This window comes from Variovorax sp. CF313, assembly GCF_000282635.1.
Lineage (GTDB): Bacteria > Pseudomonadota > Gammaproteobacteria > Burkholderiales > Burkholderiaceae_C > Variovorax.
This window is the reverse complement of the sequence record NZ_AKIW01000037.1, coordinates 5,742-26,981: the sequence shown is the minus strand read 5'-3', so window position 1 is coordinate 26,981 and position 21,240 is coordinate 5,742. Positions and strand designations below refer to the sequence as shown.

Annotated in this window: 21 protein-coding genes and 1 tRNA gene; 8 read left to right on the top strand and 14 right to left on the bottom strand. The window is 63.7% G+C overall.

Features of this window, described 5'->3' with window-relative positions; all coding sequences use genetic code 11:
• Positions 1–167: 167 nt before the first annotated feature.
• Positions 168–962, top strand: a complete 795-nt coding sequence (locus PMI12_RS12010; protein WP_007832514.1) for a fumarylacetoacetate hydrolase family protein — start codon at positions 168–170, stop codon at positions 960–962.
• Positions 963–1,044: 82 nt separating this feature from the next.
• Here the strand turns inward: PMI12_RS12010 and PMI12_RS12005 are convergent, their stop codons facing one another.
• Together PMI12_RS12005 and PMI12_RS12000 are read right to left on the bottom strand one after the other, a co-directional pair.
• Complete coding sequence (locus tag PMI12_RS12005) at positions 1,045–1,980, bottom strand: alpha/beta fold hydrolase (RefSeq protein ID WP_157632183.1); 936 nt, start codon at positions 1,978–1,980, stop codon at positions 1,045–1,047.
• Positions 1,981–2,238: 258 nt separating this feature from the next.
• Positions 2,239–3,153 (bottom strand): LysR family transcriptional regulator, encoded by a 915-nt coding sequence (locus tag PMI12_RS12000; protein ID WP_081502645.1) that lies wholly within the window; start codon positions 3,151–3,153, stop codon positions 2,239–2,241.
• Positions 3,154–3,320: 167 nt separating this feature from the next.
• Here PMI12_RS12000 and PMI12_RS11995 point away from each other — a divergent pair, with 167 nt between their 5' ends.
• Positions 3,321–3,725 (top strand): transporter substrate-binding domain-containing protein, encoded by a 405-nt coding sequence (locus tag PMI12_RS11995; protein WP_007832509.1) that lies wholly within the window; start codon positions 3,321–3,323, stop codon positions 3,723–3,725.
• Positions 3,726–3,777: 52 nt separating this feature from the next.
• On the opposite strand, the gene PMI12_RS11990 is transcribed toward PMI12_RS11995, so the two are convergent.
• From PMI12_RS11990 to PMI12_RS11935, 12 genes are all read right to left on the bottom strand, one after another.
• Positions 3,778–5,316 carry an IS3 family transposase gene (locus tag PMI12_RS11990; protein WP_007832506.1) on the bottom strand — a complete coding sequence of 513 codons (1,539 nt, stop codon included), beginning with the start codon at positions 5,314–5,316 and terminating at the stop codon, positions 3,778–3,780.
• 118 nt (positions 5,317–5,434) lie between these two features.
• Positions 5,435–5,511: transfer RNA gene (locus tag PMI12_RS11985), tRNA-Pro, on the bottom strand.
• Positions 5,512–5,537: 26 nt separating this feature from the next.
• Entirely contained in the window at positions 5,538–5,996 is a 459-nt protein-coding gene (locus PMI12_RS11980) for a MerR family transcriptional regulator (RefSeq protein ID WP_007832504.1), read from the bottom strand.
• Positions 5,997–6,060: 64 nt separating this feature from the next.
• Positions 6,061–6,432, bottom strand: a complete 372-nt coding sequence (locus PMI12_RS11975) for an integration host factor subunit alpha (protein WP_042673257.1) — start codon at positions 6,430–6,432, stop codon at positions 6,061–6,063.
• A gap of 5 nt (positions 6,433–6,437) precedes the next feature.
• A complete protein-coding gene (pheT, locus tag PMI12_RS11970) occupies positions 6,438–8,879 on the bottom strand; it encodes a phenylalanine--tRNA ligase subunit beta (protein ID WP_007832501.1) in 2,442 nt (813 codons plus the stop codon).
• Positions 8,880–8,919: 40 nt separating this feature from the next.
• A complete protein-coding gene (pheS, locus tag PMI12_RS11965; RefSeq protein ID WP_007832500.1) occupies positions 8,920–9,996 on the bottom strand; it encodes a phenylalanine--tRNA ligase subunit alpha in 1,077 nt (358 codons plus the stop codon).
• 112 nt (positions 9,997–10,108) lie between these two features.
• Positions 10,109–10,468, bottom strand: a complete 360-nt coding sequence (gene rplT / locus PMI12_RS11960) for a 50S ribosomal protein L20 (RefSeq protein ID WP_007832499.1) — start codon at positions 10,466–10,468, stop codon at positions 10,109–10,111.
• 24 nt (positions 10,469–10,492) lie between these two features.
• Positions 10,493–10,696, bottom strand: coding sequence for a 50S ribosomal protein L35 (rpmI, locus tag PMI12_RS11955; RefSeq protein ID WP_007832497.1), 204 nt, complete (start codon positions 10,694–10,696; stop codon positions 10,493–10,495).
• 154 nt (positions 10,697–10,850) lie between these two features.
• Positions 10,851–11,474 carry a translation initiation factor IF-3 gene (gene infC / locus PMI12_RS11950; protein ID WP_081502643.1) on the bottom strand — a complete coding sequence of 208 codons (624 nt, stop codon included), beginning with the start codon at positions 11,472–11,474 and terminating at the stop codon, positions 10,851–10,853.
• A 101-nt stretch (positions 11,475–11,575) separates the two neighbouring features.
• Positions 11,576–13,483 (bottom strand): threonine--tRNA ligase, encoded by a 1,908-nt coding sequence (thrS, locus tag PMI12_RS11945; RefSeq protein WP_007832494.1) that lies wholly within the window; start codon positions 13,481–13,483, stop codon positions 11,576–11,578.
• Between the two features lie 324 nt (positions 13,484–13,807).
• Positions 13,808–15,139, bottom strand: coding sequence for an isocitrate lyase (gene aceA, locus PMI12_RS11940; protein ID WP_007832492.1), 1,332 nt, complete (start codon positions 15,137–15,139; stop codon positions 13,808–13,810).
• A 205-nt stretch (positions 15,140–15,344) separates the two neighbouring features.
• Complete coding sequence (locus PMI12_RS11935) at positions 15,345–15,758, bottom strand: gamma-glutamylcyclotransferase family protein (RefSeq protein ID WP_007832490.1); 414 nt, start codon at positions 15,756–15,758, stop codon at positions 15,345–15,347.
• A 38-nt stretch (positions 15,759–15,796) separates the two neighbouring features.
• Between PMI12_RS11935 and PMI12_RS11930 the strand changes: the two genes are divergently transcribed.
• The 6 genes from PMI12_RS11930 (at position 15,797) to PMI12_RS11905 (ending at position 21,181) form a co-directional block, all read left to right on the top strand.
• On the top strand, positions 15,797–16,720 hold the full coding sequence (locus tag PMI12_RS11930) for a DMT family transporter (RefSeq protein ID WP_042673253.1): 924 nt from the start codon (positions 15,797–15,799) through the stop codon (positions 16,718–16,720).
• Positions 16,721–16,875: 155 nt separating this feature from the next.
• Positions 16,876–17,319: an SWIB/MDM2 domain-containing protein gene (locus PMI12_RS11925; RefSeq protein WP_007832487.1), complete on the top strand. Its 444-nt coding sequence runs from the start codon at positions 16,876–16,878 to the stop codon at positions 17,317–17,319.
• A gap of 255 nt (positions 17,320–17,574) precedes the next feature.
• A complete protein-coding gene (locus tag PMI12_RS11920; RefSeq protein WP_007832485.1) occupies positions 17,575–18,231 on the top strand; it encodes a TetR/AcrR family transcriptional regulator in 657 nt (218 codons plus the stop codon).
• Between the two features lie 143 nt (positions 18,232–18,374).
• Positions 18,375–19,340, top strand: a complete 966-nt coding sequence (locus PMI12_RS11915; RefSeq protein WP_007832484.1) for a tripartite tricarboxylate transporter substrate binding protein — start codon at positions 18,375–18,377, stop codon at positions 19,338–19,340.
• A gap of 27 nt (positions 19,341–19,367) precedes the next feature.
• Positions 19,368–20,141 (top strand): ABC transporter permease, encoded by a 774-nt coding sequence (locus tag PMI12_RS11910; RefSeq protein ID WP_042673261.1) that lies wholly within the window; start codon positions 19,368–19,370, stop codon positions 20,139–20,141.
• Positions 20,142–20,179: 38 nt separating this feature from the next.
• The gene (locus PMI12_RS11905) at positions 20,180–21,181 is read left to right on the top strand and encodes an ABC transporter substrate-binding protein (protein WP_007832482.1); all 1,002 of its coding nucleotides are present in this window, start codon (positions 20,180–20,182) and stop codon (positions 21,179–21,181) included.
• Positions 21,182–21,240 lie beyond the last annotated feature (59 nt).

Sequence of the window (21,240 nt, the reverse complement as noted above, 5' to 3'; positions counted from 1 at the left end):
TTGTCTCCTTGTTTGTGCTAACGTTTGCGCATATTCTGGCAAACGCGCATCTTGCTTGTCAACGGATTTCAGAAAAAACCACTTGGGATGCCCTCCTTGACAACCATCCTTCTGAAAGCTAACGTTAGCATCAGAGATCGGCAACAACAGAAGAAATCGGAACCACCATGCACATCGCGAGATACGCGCTGGACGAATGCGTCCACTACGGAATCATTGAAAACGAAGGCTCGATCGCTCGGCTGGAGAGCTCGCCGCTCGTCGGCCTCAAGCGCAGCGGCGCGATCGATGCGCCCTCCGCCGTGCGCCTGCTCGCGCCCGTCGAACAGCCGCGCGTGTTCGGCCTCGGCTACAACTACGTTGCGCATTCGAAGGAGGTCGGCAAGTCGGTGCCCCAAATCCCCGTGCTGTTCATGAAGCCGAGCACGAGCGTGATCGGTCCGGACGAGTCGATCGTCTATCCCGACGATGGGCAGAACATCCACTTCGAAGGCGAACTCACGGTCGTGATCGGCAAGAAGGCGCGCCACGTTTCCGCGGCCAATGCGTTGGACCATGTGCTCGGCTACACCTGCGGCAACGACGTGAGCGACCGGGTGCTGCAGCGCCGCGAAAGCGAGTTCGGCTGCCTGCTCGCGGGCAAGGGCTACGACACCTTCGCGCCGATGGGGCCGGTGATCGCCACCGGGCTGGATCCTTCGAGGCTGGGCATCATCACGCGCGTCAACGGCGCCGTGCGGCAGAACGGGACGACCGCGGACTTGCTCTTTTCGGTGCCGGAGCTCATTGCGTACCTGAGCCGCTACATGACCCTGCTGCCGGGCGACATGATCATGACCGGCACTCCCGCGGGCGTCGGCCCGATCCAGGTGGGCGACACCATTGAAATCGAGATCGAGGGCATCGGCATCCTGCGCAACAACGTGGTTGCGGAGAACCGCGGCAGCGCGCCGGGCGGCTAGCGGACGGTGAGCCTCCAGGCCGGCCATGAGGGCGTCCTGCTTCGTCATCGCGGTGACCCTGAGTCAGGCGAAGCAGAGCGGCTCAGCGCACCTTGTCCGCGATCCAGCCCAGGATGAAGTCGGCCACCTGCAGGTTGTTCCTGTCCTGCATCATCATGTGCGAGTTGCCCTTGAGGCCCACGTCCGGAAGCCGCACCAGGCTTGCCCTGCCGCCTTCGAGGCGGTTGATCCGCTCGACCACGGCCTTGCGCGCCTCGTAGCGCGGCCGGCCGGTGAACACGGGCGCATCGAGATGGTCGCCGAACAGCTCCAGCACCGGAACGCCCCGGTAGGCCGCGATCTGCGCGTCGGTGGGAACGACCGACTGCGCACCCTCGATGTTGACGACCGCCTTGACGAGGCCGGGGCGCAGCCCGACCAGTGCATCGGCAAAGGGACCGGCCAGCGAATGCACCACGACGATCGCCGGCCCGGTCTTGTCGAGCAGCGCCGCGAGTGCCTGCGGAGCCGTCCCCATGCCGCCGCCCTCGAGCAGGGCCTCCCCGAAGGGCACGCCCTGCGAAGCGAAGCTGGCGAAGGCCTCGACGGGAAACTGGGTGTCCGGGTACGCCGTCCCGTGCGACGGACCGAAGCGGAAGAGCGGCCATGCCAGCTCGGCCGTGACCATCAGCACACTGGCCGGCAGCGCGGAGACATTCCCTTCGGCCTTGGCTTCGTTGATGGCCGTGGCGTTGAAGCCGGAGCGCCCACGCCCGGGTGTGTCCACGACGTAGACGGCATGTCCCTGGCGCGCGAAGTAGGTTGCCCAGCCCTCGCGGCCGTCAGGCGTGGTCTCGTAGCTCATTCCACTCAATCCGCCGCCGTGCACCAGCACGACGGGAATGGCGCCGGTCCGCTTGGAGGGAATGCGGTAGTGCACGTACATCTGGTTGACCGCCACCGTCCCCGGCCGCCCGGGACCGGCCGGCGACACGCCCGGGTACTTGGAAGCGGCGGGCGTTGCGTTGACGAAAAACATGCCTTCGTCCGCCAGGCTCAGCGGCCCGCCGATCGAGGACGCGGTTGCAGTTGCGGAGGTCCCGATGCTCCCGCATCCGACCAAGAGGGCGCAGGCCGCGGCCGCGATCTTTCCATAGATGTGAAGCATGAAGAGTCTCCGTTGTATTCGTGGTGTCCACGAATTAGAGGTCTTCATGTGCGCTGCGTCCAACGAGGAAAGCCAATGAATTCATTGGGTGCGCTCATTGGTGACGCACGCGTGCCGGCCAGGGTGGGATCAAGAGTGGCGCAGCGTTGCGCCGCAGACCTCCGCGACGAGCGAGCGGAACCACTGATGAGCGGGATGCGCATTCAGCCGCTCGTGCCAGATCAGCTTGTACAGCAGCTTCTCCACCTCGAACGGCAACTCGCGTGCCACCAGCTTGTTCTTGGCCATGAGCTTGTGCGATGGCCCATGCAGAAGGTCGCCGGGAACGCAGACCAGCAGATTGCTGTCGGCCACGATCCGAAGTGCGTCGGCAAAGCGGTTGACGACCGCGACCACGCTGCGACTGAGGCCATGTAGGCTGAGCCAGCTGTCGACGATGCCCATGTCCTGGCCCGACGGCGACACAAGCACGTGCCGCGCTTCGGCAAACGCATCCAGCGACATCGCCCGGCTGAGTTCATGCCCCCGCCTCATGACGCACACGTAGCGGTCCGCGCGCAGACTGTGCACATGGACGCTGTGAGGCAGCGTCGGGAACATCCCGACCGCGCAGTCCAGCGTACCGCGTTCGATCGCTTCGAGCGAGCTGGCGTTCGTGTGGTGGGAGAACGCGACGCGTCCGAAAGGAGAGGCTTCGCCCAGCTTCAGCGTGATGCCGGAGACCGCCTGGGATGCAAGGCTGTCGGTCACTGCGATGCGAAAGGTGGTGGCGTCCGCGCGCGGATCGAAGTGCTGCGGCGCGATCGAAGCACGCAGCACGGCGAGCGAGCGATGAATATCGGGCCACATCGCCATCATCCGCGCCGTCGGCCGAACACCGTTGGCTACCTTGATGAACAGATCGTCGTTGGTCAGCTGCCGGGCGCGGCGAAGCGCATTGCTGACGGCGGGCTGGGTCATCGCGAGACTGGCCGCCGCGCGCGTCACGTTGCGTTCGAGCATGACGGCCTCCAGGATGGAAACCAGATTGAGATCCAGCCGCACGTTATTCACCGCAATGATGACGATACCGGCGAATTCTAAATTGGACGCGTGCGTTCATGCGCGCAAAGATACGTGCAAGAAATATGGAGACGCTGAACGCGCGATGTTGCATGACCAGGCTGGCTACTTCCTTCCCATTGTTGTTGTCGCTGCTCGCTGGAGGCGTCATGGCCGCTGAGCCGACCCTGGCACCCACGGGGCAGCTGCGCGCTGCCTACATCGTTGCCAACCTGGCACAGGGGCGCCGCGACTCCGCCACCGGCGCCGTCTCGGGCGTGGTGGCCGATCTCACCCGTGAACTGGGTCGCAGGGCGGGCGTGCCGACGGCCATTGCGCCTCTGGCGACAGCAGCTGATGTGCTGGAAGCCGTGCGAAACGGATCGGCCGACATCGGATTCGTCGCCCCGAACCCGCAGCGAAAGGGCACGGTGCTTTACTCCCAGACCTACATGCTCGTGCAGCAGAGTGCACTGGTGCGCGCCGACTCGAAGATGCAGTCGGTACGGGACCTGGACCATGCCACGCAAGCAGTTGGCGTGAACACGGACGACAGCGTGGGCGTATGGTGTTAGTGCCAGTGCAATCTTGACCAGCTGGGGGTGCGGATAAAAACTTGGACTGGTTTTATGCCGCAAGTCCAAGGCTCACCCTGTATTCGATTGGGCTGAGGGCCCCCAGGGAGATCTTGATCCGCTTCTCGTTGTACCAGCGGATGTACGAGCCGACCACTTCAATGAACTGCTCGATGGTCGTGCCCATCCAATCCCGAGGATAGAACAGTTCGTTCTTGAGGCGACCGAAGAAGCCTTCGCAAGCCGCATTGTCCGGAGAACAGGCCTTGCGGGACATCGAGCGGATGAGGTTGGCATCGCTCATTCTCGATAGCCAGCCTGGCCAGCGGTAGTGTCCGCCGCGGTCGGAGTGGACCACAGGCCGGTCGGCGGTGTCCATCACCGTCTCGATGGCTGCATCCAGCATGGTGTTGACCAACTCAGCATCCGGGCTCGTGCCAATGGTCCAGCTCACTACCATCCCGTCGAAGCAGTCGATGATCGGCGACAAGTACACCTTGCCAGCCGGGATCTGGAACTCCGTGATGTCCGTGAGCCACTTCTCGTTCGGTGCCCCTGCCTGGAAGTCTCGGTTGATGATGTTCTCGGGCGCGGGGCTGATCTCGCCAAGGTAGGACGCATACCGGCGCCGCTTGGGCTTGGCCACGATCAGGCTCTCTTGCTTCATCAGGCGCTGCACCACCTTCTCGGAGATGGTGACGTCTTGCCTGGTCAGCGAGGCCTGCAGCCTGCGGTAGCCGTAGCAACGGTGGTTCGACTCAAAGATCTCGGTGATGGACTGCCGCACTTGGAGGTACTTGTCGCCCACCACTGCGCGGGCCCGATGGTAGAAGTACGAGCTACGTGCCAGGCCCAACTGTGCAAGGAGTTCTGGCAAGCCGTAATGCTCCTTGAGGGCGTCAATCAGCAGTGTCTTCTCCCGGTTGGACAGGAGCTGCAGATCGACGCCCAGGCCTTTTTTTAACAGTTCATTGGCCTTATTCAAGAGGTCCTGCTCAAGGCGCAGTTGCCTGACTTCGCGGCGCAACGCATCAACCTCGCGCTCGAGCTCGTCGCGCTCTTGAGCCCGCGGGGACTGATTGGTGTGTTTCATGGATGCGGGTGCCTCACGTCCCAGAAGCTGGTTCTTCCAGTTGTACAACGTCGGCCTGCTCACGCCAAGCTTCTGAGCAACCACTTGCGCACTTCCCTCACGAGTGCACAGTTCGAGGACCGCCAGCTTCTTCAGTTGCGGCGGCCGAGGTGCACTGACGGCCCTGCCGACAACGCGCTGGCAGGAGCCGGGGTCCAGTTCATGAATCCAGGCACGCAGCAAATCGCGGCACGGATAGCCCAACGCCTTGACCGCGGAGGCAATGCAGCGCCCGTGCTCGGCGTAGTGTTTGACAGCCTGCTCCTTCTGAATTTGAGAATACTTCGGCTTCGAGCGCACGTAGCCGGACGACAGGTCCAGGCGCCGCTCGTACTCCTCATGCCAGCTCCTCAAAGAGTTCTTCGTCGGATAGCCCAACTGGCGGATAGTCGCCCCGGTGCGCTTGCCCAGCTTGATGTAGAGCGTGACCGCTCGGATACGGTCTTCGTATGAATACATGAACTATCTCCAGGTAGTCCAAGTTTTCGTCCGCACCCCCGTACCCACTGGTGTACCCATCAAGGCCCAGAAACGCAAAAGGGTTAGCAGCCACTACGCTGCTAACCCTTGATTTCATTGGTCGGTGTGAAAGGATTCGAACCTTCGACCCCTTGCACCCCATGCAAGTGCGCTACCAGGCTGCGCCACACACCGAAGCTCTCGATTATAGCGGTTGAAATTCAGCGTCCGATGGTCAACAGCTCACGAATTTCAAAGAGTTCGCGCCGCAGGTGCAACAACTGCGACAGATCGACCGTCTGCGCAGCAGCGGGTGCAGCGGACTCCTGCACCACCGCGGCGTCGAATTCTTCCTGATCGATCTCGATGGCCTCCACGCCTTCAAGCGGCACCTCTCCTGCCTTGCGACGGTCGCGCTCGCCCTGCACGAGTTCCTGCAGCTTGTTGCGCGCTCCGCTGATCGTGAAGCCCTGGTCGTAGAGCAGATCGCGGATGCGGCGGATCATCAGCACCTCGTGGTGCTGGTAGTAGCGGCGGTTGCCGCGCCGCTTCATCGGCCGCAGCTGCGTGAACTCCTGCTCCCAATAGCGCAGCACGTGCGGCTTGACGCCACACAACTCGCCGACCTCACCGATGGTGAAGTAGCGTTTGACGGGAATCGGTGGGAGCGTTTTCTCCATTGAAATCAAGACTGTGCGCGGGAAACCTTAGAGATTACTCCACCCGGGCGCACAGCACCAAGCACTATTCCGCGCCCAAGCTCCACTCGACTTCGGCTGCGCCGTTCTGGTCGATGCTTCCGTGAATCTGTTCCTTGAGCTTGGCGCTCGCGTGGAACGTGGCCACGCGGCGCTCGCCGATCGGAATCGCCTCGCCGGTGCGCGGATTGCGGCCCGGCCGAGGCGCCTTCACGCGGATCTGGAAGTTGCCGAAGCCCGAGATCTTCACGTCCGTGCCCTCGATGAGGCTGTTGGCCACGAGTTCGAAGAACGCCTCGACCATGTCCTTGGACTCACGCTTGTTCAGGCCGATCTGCTCGAACAGCAGGTCGGCCAGATGCGCCTTGGTGAGCGCGGGCGTTTCGAGAGCCTCGAGCGTGAATTCGGCAGCGTTCATTCCCGTCATCCCCTCAAGCGGCCGCCGAGCGTGGCGCCCAATTGTTCGACGATTGCGCGGACCGCAGGTTCGACCTGCTCGTCCGTCAAGGTGGCGCCGTCGTTCTGGAAGGTCAGGCGAACCGCCATGCTCTTCTCTCCTTGGGCCAGTGCACCGGGCGCAGCCACGGCACCATCGCGCAATGGCTGCGGACGATAGATGTCGAACAGCGTCACGTCGCGCAGCAGACCCTGTGCGGCTGTTGCCGTGCGAATGGCCTGTACCAGTGCATCGTGCGTGACGGCTTCGGCCACGACGACGGCGAGGTCGCGCTCCACGGCCTGGTGCTTCGGCACGGGCTGCGCAACCGGCACGGGGCGCGCAGTGACGGCGTCGAGGTCGAGTTCGAACAGCACTGGCGCCTGGGCGAAGTCCCACTTCTGGCGCCAGCGCGGATGCAGTTCACCAACGAAGCCGATGGCCTTGCCATCGACCAGCACACGTGCCGAACGGCCCGGGTGCAGCGCAGGATGCTCAGCCACTTCGAAGACCGGCACGAGCGGTGCAAGCAGTGCCTCGACGTCGCCCTTGACGTCGTAGAAGTCGACGCGGTTCGGCTTGCCGTCCCAGCGCGCCTCGTCGGCATCGCCCCAGGCGAGGCCCGCCACGCGCATCGGCTGATTCACGCCGCGCACGGTGCTGTCGGTGGTGACGACGCTGTCGTCGCGCATGAACACGCGGCCCAGCTCGAACACGCGCACGCGCGGCGCCTTGCGATCGAGGTTGAACTTGAGCACCTGCAGCAGCGAGCCGAGCAGCGACGAGCGCATCACGCTCATCTGGCTGGCGATGGGGTTCAGCAGCTTGATCGGGTTGGCGTTGCCCGCCAGGTCCTGCTCCCAGTGCGCTTCGACAAAGCTGAAGTTGATGGTTTCCTGGTAACCCAGCGCTGCAACGCTGCGGCGCACCGCGAAGCGGCTGCGCTGCGCCTCGGGCCGCACGCGGGCGGTGATGGGCGCGAGCGGTGCGATGGTCGGCAGGTTGTTGAAGCCGATCAGGCGCGCGACCTCTTCGATCAGGTCTTCTTCGATCAGCAGGTCGAAGCGGTGCGGCGGCGGGGTCACAGTCAACGTGCCCTCGCCTTCGGTGATCGCGAAGCCGAGGCGATTCAGCGCGTCGGCGCATTGCGCTTGCGTCAGCGGCATGCCGATCACGCGCGAGGCGCGCGCCACGCGCAGCGTGACGGGCACGGCCTCGGGCACGCGCAGCGTCTGGTCGTCCATCCTGCCAGCCTCGCCGCCGCAGATTTCAATGATCAGCTGCGTGATGCGCTCGATGATCTGCACCGTGCGGCTCGGATCGACACCGCGCTCGTAGCGGTGACCCGCGTCGGTCGAGAAGTTGAAGCGGCGCGAGCGGCCCTGCACCGCCTCCGGCCACCAGAACGCGGCTTCGACGTAGATGTTGCGCGTGTCGTCGGAGACCGAAGTGGCGTCCCCGCCCATGATGCCGGCGAGCGATTCGACTTCACGGTCGTCGGCGATCACACCGACCTTGTCGTCGACGGTGATGGTGTTGCCATTGAGCAGCTTGAGCTGTTCGCCCGCCTTGCCCCAGCGCACCGTGAGGCCGCCGTGGATCTTGTCGAGGTCGAAGATGTGGCTGGGCTGGCCGTACTCGAACATCACGTAGTTCGAGATGTCGACCAGCGGCGTCACACTGCGTTGGCCGCAGCGCGCGAGGCGCTCGACCATCCATGCCGGCGTGGCGACCTTGGTGTTCACGCCGCGCACGATGCGGCCCGAGAAGCGGCCGCACAGGTCGGGCGCCTCGACCTTGACGGGCAGCACATCAGAGAACGACGTGGCCACGGCCGCGATGGCCGGCGTCTTCAGCGGTGCGCCGGTGAGTGCGGCGAGTTCGCGCGCCACGCCGTACACGCTGAGGCCGTGCGCCAGGTTCGGCGTGAGCTTCAGGGTGAGCAACGCGTCGTCCAGCTTGAGTACGTCGCGCACGTCGGCGCCGATGGGCGCATCGGCAGCGAGTTCAAGCAGACCGCCGTGGTCTTCGCTCAGCTTCAGTTCGCGCGCCGAGCACAGCATGCCCTGGCTCTCGACGCCGCGCAGCTTGCCCAGCTTGATGAGAAATGGCTTGCCGTCTTCGCCCGGCGGCAGTTCGGCACCGACCAGCGCGCACGGCACCTTGATGCCGACGCGCGCATTCGGCGCGCCGCACACGATGTTGAGCAAGGCGCCCTGCCCCGCGTCGACCTGGCACACGCGCAGGCGATCGGCGTTGGGGTGCTGCACCGCTTCCTTGATCTCGCCGACCACGATGCGCGTGAAAGGCGGCGCCACCGGTCGGCGCTCCTCGACCTCGAAGCCGCCCATGGTGAGCGTTTCGGCCAGTGCGGCACTGTCGATGGGCGGGTTGCAGAACTCGCGCAGCCAGGATTCCGGGAATTGCATCTCTTCGATCTCGATCTGGTTTTTCTATCTGTGGAGGGGCTCACTGGAACTGCGAGAGGAAACGCAGGTCGCCGTCGAAGAACAGGCGCAGGTCGTTCACGCCGTAGCGCAGCATGGTGAGCCGGTCGGGGCCCATGCCGAAGGCGAAGCCGATGTATCGCTCGGGGTCGAGCCCCATGTTGCGCACCACGTTCGGATGCACCTGGCCCGAGCCCGCCACCTCGAGCCAGCGGCCGGCCAGCGGGCCGCTCGCGAACTGGATGTCGATCTCGGCGCTCGGTTCGGTGAACGGGAAGAAGCTCGGGCGGAAGCGCAGCACGAGGTCATCGCGCTCGAAGAAGGTGCGGCAGAAGTCGGTGAAGACGACCTTCAGGTCCTTGAAGCTCACGTTCTCGCCGAGCCACAGGCCTTCGCACTGGTGGAACATGGGCGAGTGGGTGGCATCGCTGTCGACGCGATAGGTGCGGCCCGGCGCGATCACGCGGATCTCGGGCGCCTTCACGGTGCCGGTGGTGTCGGCTGCAGCAGCGGCGAATTCGGCCGCGTACTTCTTGATGTGCTGATGCGCGTAGCGAACCTGCATCGGGCTGGTGTGCGGACGCAGGTTGTAGGGAATGCCGTCGTCGCCATTCAGGTCGACGTAGAAGGTGTCCTGCATCGAACGTGCAGGATGATTCGGCGGGTTGTTGAGCGAAGTGAAGCTGTGCCAGTCGCTCTCGATTTCGGGGCCGTCGGCCACGTCGAAGCCCATGCTCGAGAAGATCTCCTCGATGCGCTCCAGGGTGCGGCTCACGGGATGCAGTCCGCCGGAAATGCGGCGACGGCCGGGCAGGCTCACGTCGAGCGCTTCGGCGCGCAGTTGCAGCGAGAGTTCTTCGTCGGCCAATTGCTGGCGGCGCTCGGTCAGCGCGGCCTCGATGGACTGCTTGCCCACGTTGATCGCGGCGCCGCGGGACTTCTTCTCTTCGACACTCAGCGCGGCCATGCCCTTCATCAGCTCGGTGATGCGGCCCGACTTGCCGAGGAACTGCGCCTTGGCGTTTTCGAGCTCTGCAGGTGTCTTCGCCTGGGCAAAGGCGGCGCCTGCGGTGGCTACCAGGGAGTCCAACTCGTTCATAGCAACAAAAATCTTCGAGGGGAAATAAAAAAGAGCTGGAGCCTTTTCAAGCGCCAGCCCTTGAGCCGTGGGCGCAAGAAGCCGTCCGGAGACGGCAACCTGCTGTGCAAAATCAAGCAGCCAGCTTGGCCTTGACCTGCTCCACGATGCCGGCAAAAGCGGCCTTGTCGTGCACGGCGATGTCCGCAAGCATCTTGCGGTCGATCTCGATACCGGCCTTGCGGATGCCGTTGGCGAACTGGCTGTAGGTCAGGCCCAGTTCACGCGAGGCGGCGTTGATACGCGCGATCCACAGCTGACGGAACACGCGCTTCTTGGTACGACGGTCACGGTAGGCGTATTGGCCTGCCTTCATCACCGCCTGTTTGGCGACGCGGAAGACATTGCCGCGGCGACCGCGGAAACCCTTGGCGAGTGCGAGAACTTTCTTGTGGCGGGCGCGAGCCGTTACACCACGTTTGACGCGAGGCATGTGTGTACTCCTTGTTCGTCTGAGTTAAATGCCACGGCCGGGCAGCATGGCGGCGACAGAAACCATGTTGGTCTCATGCACTGCGACTGCACCACGGAGGTGACGCTTGTTCTTGGTGGTCTTCTTCGTCAAGATGTGACGCTTGAAGGCTTGACCGCGCTTGACGGTGCCACCGGGACGAACGCGGAAACGTTTTTTCGCGCTGCTCTTGGTCTTCATTTTGGGCATGTGAATGCTCCTTTAGTTTGTGCTCGTGAGGCGCCATGGATGCTCCACGGACTTGTTGGCCCCGAGACACTTCTTTATCTCGCCCCTGCCCGCTCTTCTTTCAAAGTGCCGGCAACGGCGAAATCCCTTCAAAACCCTGACTGCTGCAAACGCCTCAGGCAGTTGCAGCCGGCGCCGTTGCCGGCGCAGCGTCTGCTGCCGGCTTGGAAACCCCGCCGCCGGCCTTCTTGCGGCCCGGCGCGATCATCATGATCATCTGCCGGCCTTCGAGCTTCGGGAACTGCTCGACCATGATCAGGTCGCCCAGTTCGTCGCGAATGCGCTGCAGCAATGCCAGACCCAGCTCCTGGTGCGTGATCTCGCGGCCGCGGAAGCGCAGCGTGATCTTGCATTTGTCGCCGTCCTCAAGAAAGCGCTTGATGTTGCGCATCTTGATGTTGTAGTCGCCATCGTCGGTACCGGGCCGGAACTTGATTTCCTTGACCTCGATGACCTTCTGCTTCGACTTCGCCTCGGCCGCCTTCTTCTGCTCGTGGTACTTGAACTTGCCGTACTCGATCAGGCGACATACCGGCGGGTTGGCCGCCGCGACGACCTCCACCAGATCCACATCGGCCTCGCCGGCGAGGCGCAAGGCCTCCGAGAGGCTCATAACACCCAATGGCTCGTTTTCCGGGCCTACAAGGCGGACTTCCGGGGCCATGATTTCCCGGTTCAGGCGGTGTTGGCGTTCCTCGCGGTGGCGGCGGTCGCGAAATGCAGTAGCGATGGTCAGAATCCTTCAAAAATTGCTACAAAATCTGTAGCGAACGCCGGTCAGTCCTCGCGGACAAGCGGGACGATCTGGCTAGGAAACATATGGGGTGTTTCAGAGGCAAATCAACGCTTGTCGGCAACGTCCTGGACGAGCCGTTGCACGAACGATTCGAGGGACATTGCTCCGAGGTCTTGATTGCCCCGGGCGCGCACTGCGACGGCACCTGCTTCCTTTTCCTTGTCGCCCACGACGAGGATGTAAGGGAGCTTTTGCAACGAATGCTTCCGTATTTTATACGTAATCTTCTCGTTGTGCAGATCCAGCTGGACCCTAAGCCCTTGATTCTGCAGCGTTTTCGCCACTGAAGCAGCGTAGTCGGCCTGCCCTTCGCTGATGTTGAGCACCGCCACCTGCACCGGAGCGAGCCATGCGGGCAGTGCGCCGGCATGGTGTTCGATCAGCATGCCGATGAAGCGCTCAAGGCTGCCGACGATGGCGCGATGCAGCATCACGGGGTGCGCGCGGCCGCTCGATTCCGTCACGTACTCGCCGCCCAGGCGCTCGGCCGTGTTGAAGTCGACCTGCATCGTGCCGCACTGCCACTGGCGACCCAGCGCGTCCTTCAACGTGTATTCGATCTTCGGGCCGTAGAAGGCACCATCGCCCGGCGAGATGATGAAGTCGACGCCCGAACGGCGCAGCGCCTCCATCACTGCATGCTCGGCCTTGTCCCACAGCTCGTCGGAGCCCACGCGGTTGTCGGGCCGCGTGGCCACCTTGTAGAGGATGTCCGTGAAGCCGAAGTCGGCATAGACCTTCTGCAGCTGCTCCGTGTACGCGATGCACTCGTCGAGGATCTGGTCTTCCGTGCAGAAGATGTGGCCGTCGTCCTGCGTGAAGCCGCGCACGCGCATGATGCCGTGCAGCGCGCCGCTGGGCTCGTTACGGTGGCACTGGCCAAACTCGCCGTAGCGCAGCGGCAGGTCGCGGTAGCTGCGCAGGTCGCTCTTGAAGATCAGCACGTGGCCCGGGCAGTTCATCGGCTTGAGCGCGTATTCGCGCTTTTCCGACTCCGTCGTGAACATGTTGTCGCGGTAGTTCTGCCAGTGGCCCGTTTTCTCCCACAGGCTCTTGTCGAGGATCTGCGGACCCTTCACTTCCCAGTAGCCCGTGTCGCGGTAGATGCCGCGCATGTACTGCTCGACCTGCTGCCACACGGCCCAGCCCTTGGGGTGCCAGAACACCACGCCCGGCGCTACTTCGTCGATGTGGAACAGGTCGAGTTCCTTGCCAAGCTTGCGGTGGTCGCGCTTCTCGGCTTCCTCGATGCGCTGGATGTACTGGTCGAGCTGCTTCTTGTCGGCCCAGGCCGTGCCGTAGATGCGCTGCAGCTGCTCGTTTTTGGCGTCACCGCGCCAGTAGGCGCCGGCCAGCTTCGTGAGCTTGAAGACCTTCAGGAAGCGCGTGTTCGGCACGTGCGGGCCGCGGCACATGTCGACGTATTCCTGGTGGTAGTACAGGCCCATGGCCTGCTCGTCGGGCATGTCCTCGACGAGGCGCAGCTTGTAGTCTTCGCCGCGCGACTTGAAGACCTCGATGACTTCGGCGCGGGGCGTCATCTTCTTGATCACGTCGTAGTCCTGCGCGATCAGCTCGCGCATGCGCGCCTCGATGGCGGCCATGTCCTCGGGCGTGAAGGGGCGCTCGTAGGAGATGTCGTAGTAGAAGCCCTCGTCGATCACGGGCCCGATCACCATCTTGGCCGTCGGATAGAGCTGCTTCACCGCGTGGCCGACCAGGTGGGCCGTCGAGTGGCGGATGATCTCCAGGCCCTCGTCGTCCTTGGGCGTGATGATCTGCAGCCTGGCGTCGTGGTCGATGACGTCGCTGGCATCGACCAGCCGGCCGTCGATCTTGCCGGCCACCGTCATCTTGGCGAGCCCGGCGCCGATGGACTGGGCGACTTCGGCCACCGAAACCGGGCCGGGGAACTCGCGGCGCGAGTTGTCGGGGAGCGTGATCTGGATCATGTGGAAACCTCGGGAGAAAAACAAAAAGCGCGGTGGATGCCGCGCTTTGCCTGGTTGAAGAGCTGGCGGAAACCAGCGAGCGCGGGGCTACCGGCCTTTTCCTTCGAAGAAGAAAAAGCCGCTGAATCCTTGCGGAGTAGTTCGCGGTGTCATAACCAAGATGCCTTTCTCGCTCTTGTTGAGTGCAGAGGCGCGGATTCTAACTTCTGCCCGTTCAAGCTGCGGCCGCGGCGCCGTGGAGCCCCGGCGCCTCGTCGGGTTGCCCATAAAAAAGCCCGGCGCGTGGCCGGGCTCGAGAGTGACAGCGAAAACCGCGTCCGCGGATCAGTGGAACTGCTCTTCCTCGGTCGAACCCGACAGCGCCTTCACGCTGGACGAGCCGCCCTGGATCACGGTGGTCACGTCGTCGAAGTAACCCGCGCCCACTTCCTGCTGGTGCGACACGAAGGTGTAGCCCTTGTCGCGCGCGGCGAACTCGGGTTCCTGCACCATGTTGACGTAGTGCTTCATGCCTTCGCCGCGGGCATAGGCGTGGGCGAACTGGAAGGTGTTGAACCAGTTGACGTGGATGCCGGCCAGCGTGATGAACTGGTACTTGTAGCCCAGCTCCGACAGGTCTTCCTGGAACGAGGCGATTTGCTTGTCGTCGAGGTTCTTCTTCCAGTTGAAGGAAGGCGAGCAGTTGTACGACAGCAGCTTGCCGGGGCAGGCAGCGTGCACCGCCTGTGCGAATTCGCGGGCGAAGCCGATGTCCGGCACGCCGGTTTCGCACCACACCAGGTCGGCGTAGGGCGCGTAGGCCACGCCGCGGCTGATGGCTTGCTCCAGGCCGTTCTTCACGCGGTAGAAGCCTTCCTGCGTGCGCTCGCCCGTCAGGAAGGGCTTGTCGTTGGCGTCGTGGTCGGAGGTGATCAGGTTCGCGGCTTCCGCGTCGGTGCGGGCCAGCACGATGGTGGGCACGCCCATGACGTCGGCGGCAAAGCGTGCCGAGATCAGCTTCTCGCAGGCTTCCTGTGTCGGCACGAGCACCTTGCCACCCATGTGGCCGCACTTCTTCACGGCGGCCAGCTGGTCTTCGAAGTGCACGCCGGCCGCGCCCGAGGCAATCATGTTCTTCATGAGTTCGAAGGCGTTGAGCACACCGCCGAAACCGGCTTCCGCGTCGGCAACGATGGGCAGGAAGTAGTCGATGAATTCCTTGTCGCCGGGGTTGATGCCGCGGCCCCACTGGATTTCGTCCGCGCGGCGGAAGGTGTTGTTGATGCGACGGACCATCGTCGGCACCGAGTCGTACGCATAGAGCGACTGGTCGGGGTACATCGTCTCCGACGTGTTGCCGTCGGCGGCGACCTGCCAGCCCGACAGGTACACGGCCTCCAGGCCGGCCTTGGCCTGCTGCATCGCCTGGCCGGCGGAGATAGCGCCGAACGCGTTCACGTAGCCCTTCTTGGCGCCGCCGTTGATCTTGTCCCAGAGTTTCTCGGCACCGCGCTTGGCCAGCGTGTGCTCGATGGGGAAGGAACCGCGCAGGCGCACGACGTCTGCCGCGCTGTAGCCGCGCTTGACACCCTTCCAGCGGGGGTCGGTGGCCCATTCTTTTTCGAGGGCGGCGATCTGCTGTTCGCGGCTCAGTTGTTCTGTGAGGGTCTGGGGCATGGTCACTCCGTGAGGTTGATTGAAGTTTGGCGCTGCGGCCGTGGAGTTACTTTAATCGAATCGCAGACTCTTATGTCTTATATAAGACATATTTTTCATCAAACAAAATCAACAACTTATGGAGATATTTCTCAATGCAAAATTATTTTTCTCATATTGAGAAAAAATATTGCAGCGCAACAGTCGTGGATTTCGCTATGCGCAATCAGTCTTTCGGTTGTGAAAACCAGGCATCGCCGCGCGCCGCATGTGCGATCCAGTCGCCGCTTTCGATCACACGACGGCCCGCGATGCGCGCTGGATGGATCTCGTAGACCAGGCAGTCGAACCAATGGCTGCCAACCTCCACCCGCACCTGTCGTTTGATGTACTCACCCGAGCCATCGGCAGCCACCTCTTCGAGCACATCGAGCGCCGCCTCGACGGCGGGCTCGATGACGTAGACCTCGCCCCTCACACGCCGCGTCCCACCCAGCACGACGCCCGGATAGGCGCCCAGGTCGTACAGCGTGCCGGCGATGCCCGCCTCGCCGATCCACGCCGGCGCGGGCCGGTAGCGCGCGATGTCGTTGCGCCCGCCGCGGCGCAGCGTGCCGTAGACAAAAACGTGGGGCATCATCGAAATCGCTTTCTCCGCAATTACATGGCTTCAGTCTATTGAACTCCGCTACCCCTGCATCAGGCCGCCTCGTGGCCTACGGCTGCCTGGCCTTGAGCATGTCGCTCGTCGGCGGCTACGTCGCCCTTTCCAAACCTCTTGTTGCGGCCTTTCCGGTGCTGCTGCTTGCTTGGCTGCGCTTCGGCATCGCCGCGCTGGCCATGCCGCATTGGCTCAAGCGCGCGACCGACGAGCCACCGATGGCGGCGCGCACGCGCTGGCTGGTGTTCCTCGAGTCCTTCCTCGGCAACTTCATGTTCTCGATCTGCATGCTGTTCGGCGTAAGCCTGACGAGTGCTGTGTCCGCGGGCGTGATCATGGCGTCGATCCCCGCATGCGTGGCCGTCGCGAGCTGGCTCTTCCTGCGCGAACGCATCACCGTGCGCATCGGCCTGGCCATCGGCTGCGCCGCGCTCGGCATCGGCCTGCTCGCGTTGTCGCCAGCGCACGCGCAGGCATCGCCCGCCTCCACGCAATCGTCCATGCCCTGGCTCGGCAACCTGCTGGTGTTCTGCGCGGTGCTGTGCGAGACGGCGTATGCGGTGATCGGCAAGTCGCTCACGGGGCGGCTGGGGCCCAAGCGCATCGCCTCGCTCATCAATCTCTGGGGCTTCGTGCTCTCGATGCCCTTCGGTATCTGGTTCGCGCTGCAGTTCGACTTCACCTCGGTGCGCTTCGGCACCTGGGCGCTGCTCGTGGCCTACGCGCTTGCCGCGAGCATCTGGACGGTGTGGCTCTGGATGACCGGACTTCGCCACGTACCAGCCGCACAGGCGGGCGTTTTCGCCGTGATGCTGCCCGTGAGCGCGGCCCTCGTGGGCGTGCTCGTACTGGGTGAAAGCCTCTCTTCGCCACAGCTGGTTGCGTTCGTGATCGCGCTCGTGGGCGTGGTGCTTGCAACGTGGCCCGGTCGCCGAACGTGAAAAAGCGCGCTTCTCCCCTCTGAAAAAACAACAGCTCCCAATGAAAAAAGCGCTTTTTCCCTTGGAAACGCGTTTCTTCTCATTTAGCATCCGCATTGCCACTGGAGACGCAAGTTTTTCATTGGTGAACGTTCAACCAAAAAAGGAAATCAACCATGGCAACTGCAAAGAAGGCTCCGGCCAAGAAAGCTCCGGCAAAGAAGGCCGCTCCCGCGAAGAAGGCAGCGGCTCCTGCAAAGAAGGCCGCTCCGGCCAAGAAGGCAGCGGCACCCGCCAAGAAGGCTGCTCCTGCAAAGAAGGCTGCTCCGGCGAAGAAGGCTCCTGCAAAGAAGGCCGCTCCCGCCAAGAAGCGCACCCCCAACGCTGCGTTCATGAAGGCCCTGACCCCCAGCCCGGCCCTGGCCGCTGTGGTCGGTTCGACGCCTCTGCCGCGCACCGCTGTGGTGAGCAAGCTGTGGGACTACATCAAGAAGAACAACCTGCAAGACAAGGCCAACAAGCGCAACATCAACGCCGACGCCAAGCTGAAGGAAATCTTCGGCAAGCCGCAAGTGTCGATGTTCGAGCTGGCCGCGCTGATCGGCAAGCACGTCAAGTAAGCGCTCGGGGGCTTCGCGCTCCTGAATCAAAAAGCCCGCTCTGCGGGCTTTTTTTTCGCCTGCAGCGCCGCATTCGACCCTGCGAGTGCCGCTGCTTCGCCGAGCGCGGGATCCGACCCGGCACTCGACGATCAGGTGGCCCGCGGGTTGTGATGTACTCATGAGAAGTAGAACCTCAGCTGCAATGTCTTCGGCAATTCTCTGTGCCCACTCCAGGCGCCTTGCGTTAATTCACCAATTGGTTAAATTCTCGCCATGAAGGCCCCCAAGGAACCCACGCCCGAAGCGCTCGAGCCCCGCTCGCGCGACGCAGACCGTTCGCAGCTCGCCATCCTCGCGTCCGCACGTGACGAGTTCGCGGAGCGCGGCCTTGCCGGTGCGCGCATGGACAGCATCGCCGAGCGCGCAGGCCTCAACAAGCGCCTCATCTACTACTACTTCGGCAGCAAGGACGATCTGTTCCTCGCGGTGCTGGAGCGCGTCTACGCCGACATCCGCGCGGCCGAGCAGCGCCTGCACCTCGACGAGATCGAGCCGGTCGAGGCCATCCGCCAGCTGGTGTCGTTCACCTGGCACTACTACCTCGAGCACCCCGAGTTCATCACGCTGCTCAACAGCGAGAACCTGCACTGCGCGGCACACCTGAAACGCTCCGAACGCATCCAGGAAATGAACTCGCCACTGGTGCAGCTGCTCGACACGGTGCTCGAGCGCGGCCGCCGCGACAAGCTGTTCCGCGCCGGCGTGGACCCGGTGCAGCTGTACATCTCCATCGCGTCGCTCTGCTACTTCTATCTCTCGAACAACCACACGCTGTCGGCCATCTTCGGGCGCGACTTGCGCGCACCCAAGGCGATGGCGCAACGCCTCTCGCACATGACCGACCTCGTGCTGGGCTACGTCCTGCACTGAGCCTCAGCGCACCTTCGCACACCCCGGGTATTCACTAGGCAGCAGCCGTTGACGCTGCGGCGCAGCCGTTTCTACAATGAATAATTCACTCAATGGTGAATTGATCGATTCGAGAAGACGGCCCGACCGCGCGGAGACATTCCATGAAGTTCCTTGCCTCGCTGACCTGCGTCCTTGCCCTGCTGCCGTGCGTGGCCTCCGCGCAGGGCGCCTACCCCAGCAAGCCGATCCGTGTGGTCGTGCCCTTCGCGGCCGGCAGCACCACCGACATCATTGCGCGTGCCATCGCCGACAAGATGAGCCTCAGCATGGGCCAGGCGCTGGTCATTGACAACCGAGGCGGCGCGAGCGGCACCATCGGCCAGCAGGCGGTGGCCACGGCCGCGCCCGACGGCTACACAGTGATGATCCACTCGTCGTCGCATACGGTGAGCCCCTCGACCTTCGCCAAGCTGCCCTTCGACACGCTGCACGACTTCGCAGGCGTCACGCCCATCTCGTCGCTGCCCAACGCGCTGGTCATCTCGCCCACGAAGAACATCAAGACGCTGCCGCAGCTGCTTGCCGTCGCGCGCGCCAAGCCCGGCAGCATGAACTTCGCCTCTGCCGGCCAAAGCAGCGCCACGCACCTGAACGCCGAGAAATTCAAGATGGCCGCGAAGATTGACGCCACCAACATCCCCTTCAAGGGATCGGGCGAGGCCGTCACCGAGGTGCTCTCGGGCCGCGTCGACTATTACTTCTCGCCCATCGCACCGGTCATCGGCCAGATCAAGGAAGGCCAGCTGCTGGCGCTGGCCGTCGGTTCGCCCAAGCGCGCCGCCGCCCTGCCCGACGTGCCCACGACCACCGAAGCCGGCGTGCCCGGCTCCGAATTCAACTTCTGGATCGGAATGATGGCGCCCGCCAGGACCCCGCGCGACATCGTCGAGCGGCTGAACGCCGAAGTGGCGAAGGCGCTGGCCTCGCCCGAGGTGAAGGAGCGCTTCGCCAAGCTCGGCGCCGATGCATGGACGCTCAAACCCGAGCAGTTCGACGCCTACATCAAGGAAGAAATCGCCAGCAACGCGCAGCTCGTGAAGGCTGCCGGCCTGTCGGTGCAGCAGTAGACACGCACGCACGCCTCGATGCCCGCCATGTTCCGCAAGCTCCTGCTCTCCCCGGCCCTGCGTCCTTTCATCCTGATTCTGTTGCTGCTGGTGCTGTGGGACCTGGCGATCCGCCTCTTCAGGATTCCGGCCTACCTGATCCCGCCGCCGTGGGAGGTCGTGAAGCAGCTCGTCGCCGAATGGCCGCGCCTGCTCGGCGAGAGCTGGAAGACCACACTCGCCACGCTCGGCGGCTTCGGCCTGACGATCCTGATCGGCATTCCGATCGCGATGGTCATCGCCTACTCGCGCGTCGTCGAGTCGTACGTGTACCCGCTGCTGGTGTTCTCGCAGAGCATCCCCAAGGTGGCGATCGCGCCGCTGTTCGTGGTGTGGTTCGGCTTCGGCATCTTCCCGAAGGTGATCAGCGCCTTCCTGCTGGGCTTCTTCCCGGTGGTGGTGTCCACGGTGATGGGCTTCAAGTCGGTCGAGCCCGACATGCTCGACCTGGCCCGCTCGATGGGCGCGAGCCGCCTGCAGACCTTCTTCAAGATCAGCCTGCCGCAAGCCATGCCCGCGATCTTCAGCGGCCTGAAGGTGTCGGTCACGCTGGCCGTGGTGGGTGCGGTGGTCGGCGAGTTCGTCGGCTCCAACTCGGGCATCGGCTACGTGCTGCAGGTGGCCAACGGCAACTTCGACCTGCCGCTGATGTTCGCCGCGCTGGTCGTGCTGTCGAGCATCGGCGTGATTCTTTTCGTCGCCGTCGACCTCATCGAGCGCGTGATGATTCCGTGGCACGCCTCGCAGCGCCACGCCCAATGAGTTCCTTCGCCAAGCCAACAACTCCCGGAGACAAGACCATGAAGAAGCTGCTTCCCTCGCTGCTCGCCGCCGCAGCGCTCGTCACCTTCGCTATCGCTCCCGCCCACGCGCAGGCCGACAAGCCCAAGGACAAGGTCACGCTGATGCTCAACTGGTACCTCTACAGCGAGCACGCGCCCTTCTTCCTCGGCAGGGAAAAGGGCTTCTACGCCGACGAAGGCATCGACCTCGAGATCCAGGAGGGCCGCGGCTCCGCCGTCACCGCGCAGGCGGTGGCCGCCAAGTCGGCCACCTTCGGCTACATCGACGTCACGACCATGATCAAGGCCGCCGCCAAGGGCGCGCCGCTGAAGTCGACCGGCGTGCTGTTCCAGGTGAGCCCGATGTCGGTCATGGGCTTCACCGAGAAGAACATCAGGGTGCCGAAGGACATCGTCGGCAAGACCGTGGCCGTCACGCCCGGCGATTCGATGTCCCAGATGTGGCCGCTGTTCCTCAAGGTCAACAACATCTCGCCGGACCAGGTGAAGATCGTCTCGGGGGACGCCCAGACCAAGCTCAATGCGGTGACCAACGGCCAGGCCGACCTGCTGCTGGGCTACGTGATGGACCAGGCGATCAAGCTGCAGGACGCCACCGGCAAGCCCGTGACGCCGATCCGCTTTGCCGACTCCGGCGTGAACCAGATCAGCTCCGGAATCATCGCCAACAAGAACCTTCTGACCGAGAACCCCGACCTCGTGAAGCGCTTCATGCGCGCCTCGACCAAGGCCGCCGAAGCCGCCGAGAAGAGCCCCGAAGCCGCTGTCGATGCGATGCTCAAGGCCAACCCTAAAGCAGGCGTGCGCGACACGCTGATCGTGGGCATGAAGCAGAGCGTGGCGCTCTATCACACGAAGGAAACGGCCAACCAGCGCCCATTCCGCGTCGCGATGAAGAACGTGAACGACTCGCTCGACCTGCTGGTGCAGTACGGCGGCATGGATCCGTCGACGCGCGGCAAGCCTGAGGACTACGTGACCCTCGACTTCCTGCCGTAAGCAGGCTCGCCCCCAGGCTCCGCGCACTTCGTGTCGCTTCTCCTTCCCCCTACCGGGGG

What these genes read in the sequence shown, in the direction of transcription:
- PMI12_RS12010 (WP_007832514.1), top strand. Translation starts at nt 168, where the DNA reads ATGCACATCGCGAGATACGCGCTGGACGAATGCGTCCACTACGGAATC.
- PMI12_RS12005 (WP_157632183.1), bottom strand. Translation starts at nt 1,980, where the DNA reads ATGTTTTTCGTCAACGCAACGCCCGCCGCTTCCAAGTACCCGGGCGTG.
- PMI12_RS11995 (WP_007832509.1), top strand. Translation starts at nt 3,321, where the DNA reads ATGGCCGCTGAGCCGACCCTGGCACCCACGGGGCAGCTGCGCGCTGCC.
- PMI12_RS11990 (WP_007832506.1), bottom strand. Translation starts at nt 5,316, where the DNA reads ATGTATTCATACGAAGACCGTATCCGAGCGGTCACGCTCTACATCAAG.
- PMI12_RS11980 (WP_007832504.1), bottom strand. Translation starts at nt 5,996, where the DNA reads ATGGAGAAAACGCTCCCACCGATTCCCGTCAAACGCTACTTCACCATC.
- PMI12_RS11975 (WP_042673257.1), bottom strand. Translation starts at nt 6,432, where the DNA reads ATGAACGCTGCCGAATTCACGCTCGAGGCTCTCGAAACGCCCGCGCTC.
- pheT (WP_007832501.1), bottom strand. Translation starts at nt 8,879, where the DNA reads ATGCAATTCCCGGAATCCTGGCTGCGCGAGTTCTGCAACCCGCCCATC.
- pheS (WP_007832500.1), bottom strand. Translation starts at nt 9,996, where the DNA reads ATGAACGAGTTGGACTCCCTGGTAGCCACCGCAGGCGCCGCCTTTGCC.
- rplT (WP_007832499.1), bottom strand. Translation starts at nt 10,468, where the DNA reads ATGCCTCGCGTCAAACGTGGTGTAACGGCTCGCGCCCGCCACAAGAAA.
- rpmI (WP_007832497.1), bottom strand. Translation starts at nt 10,696, where the DNA reads ATGCCCAAAATGAAGACCAAGAGCAGCGCGAAAAAACGTTTCCGCGTT.
- thrS (WP_007832494.1), bottom strand. Translation starts at nt 13,483, where the DNA reads ATGATCCAGATCACGCTCCCCGACAACTCGCGCCGCGAGTTCCCCGGC.
- aceA (WP_007832492.1), bottom strand. Translation starts at nt 15,139, where the DNA reads ATGCCCCAGACCCTCACAGAACAACTGAGCCGCGAACAGCAGATCGCC.
- PMI12_RS11935 (WP_007832490.1), bottom strand. Translation starts at nt 15,758, where the DNA reads ATGATGCCCCACGTTTTTGTCTACGGCACGCTGCGCCGCGGCGGGCGC.
- PMI12_RS11925 (WP_007832487.1), top strand. Translation starts at nt 16,876, where the DNA reads ATGGCAACTGCAAAGAAGGCTCCGGCCAAGAAAGCTCCGGCAAAGAAG.
- PMI12_RS11920 (WP_007832485.1), top strand. Translation starts at nt 17,575, where the DNA reads ATGAAGGCCCCCAAGGAACCCACGCCCGAAGCGCTCGAGCCCCGCTCG.
- PMI12_RS11915 (WP_007832484.1), top strand. Translation starts at nt 18,375, where the DNA reads ATGAAGTTCCTTGCCTCGCTGACCTGCGTCCTTGCCCTGCTGCCGTGC.
- PMI12_RS11910 (WP_042673261.1), top strand. Translation starts at nt 19,368, where the DNA reads ATGTTCCGCAAGCTCCTGCTCTCCCCGGCCCTGCGTCCTTTCATCCTG.
- PMI12_RS11905 (WP_007832482.1), top strand. Translation starts at nt 20,180, where the DNA reads ATGAAGAAGCTGCTTCCCTCGCTGCTCGCCGCCGCAGCGCTCGTCACC.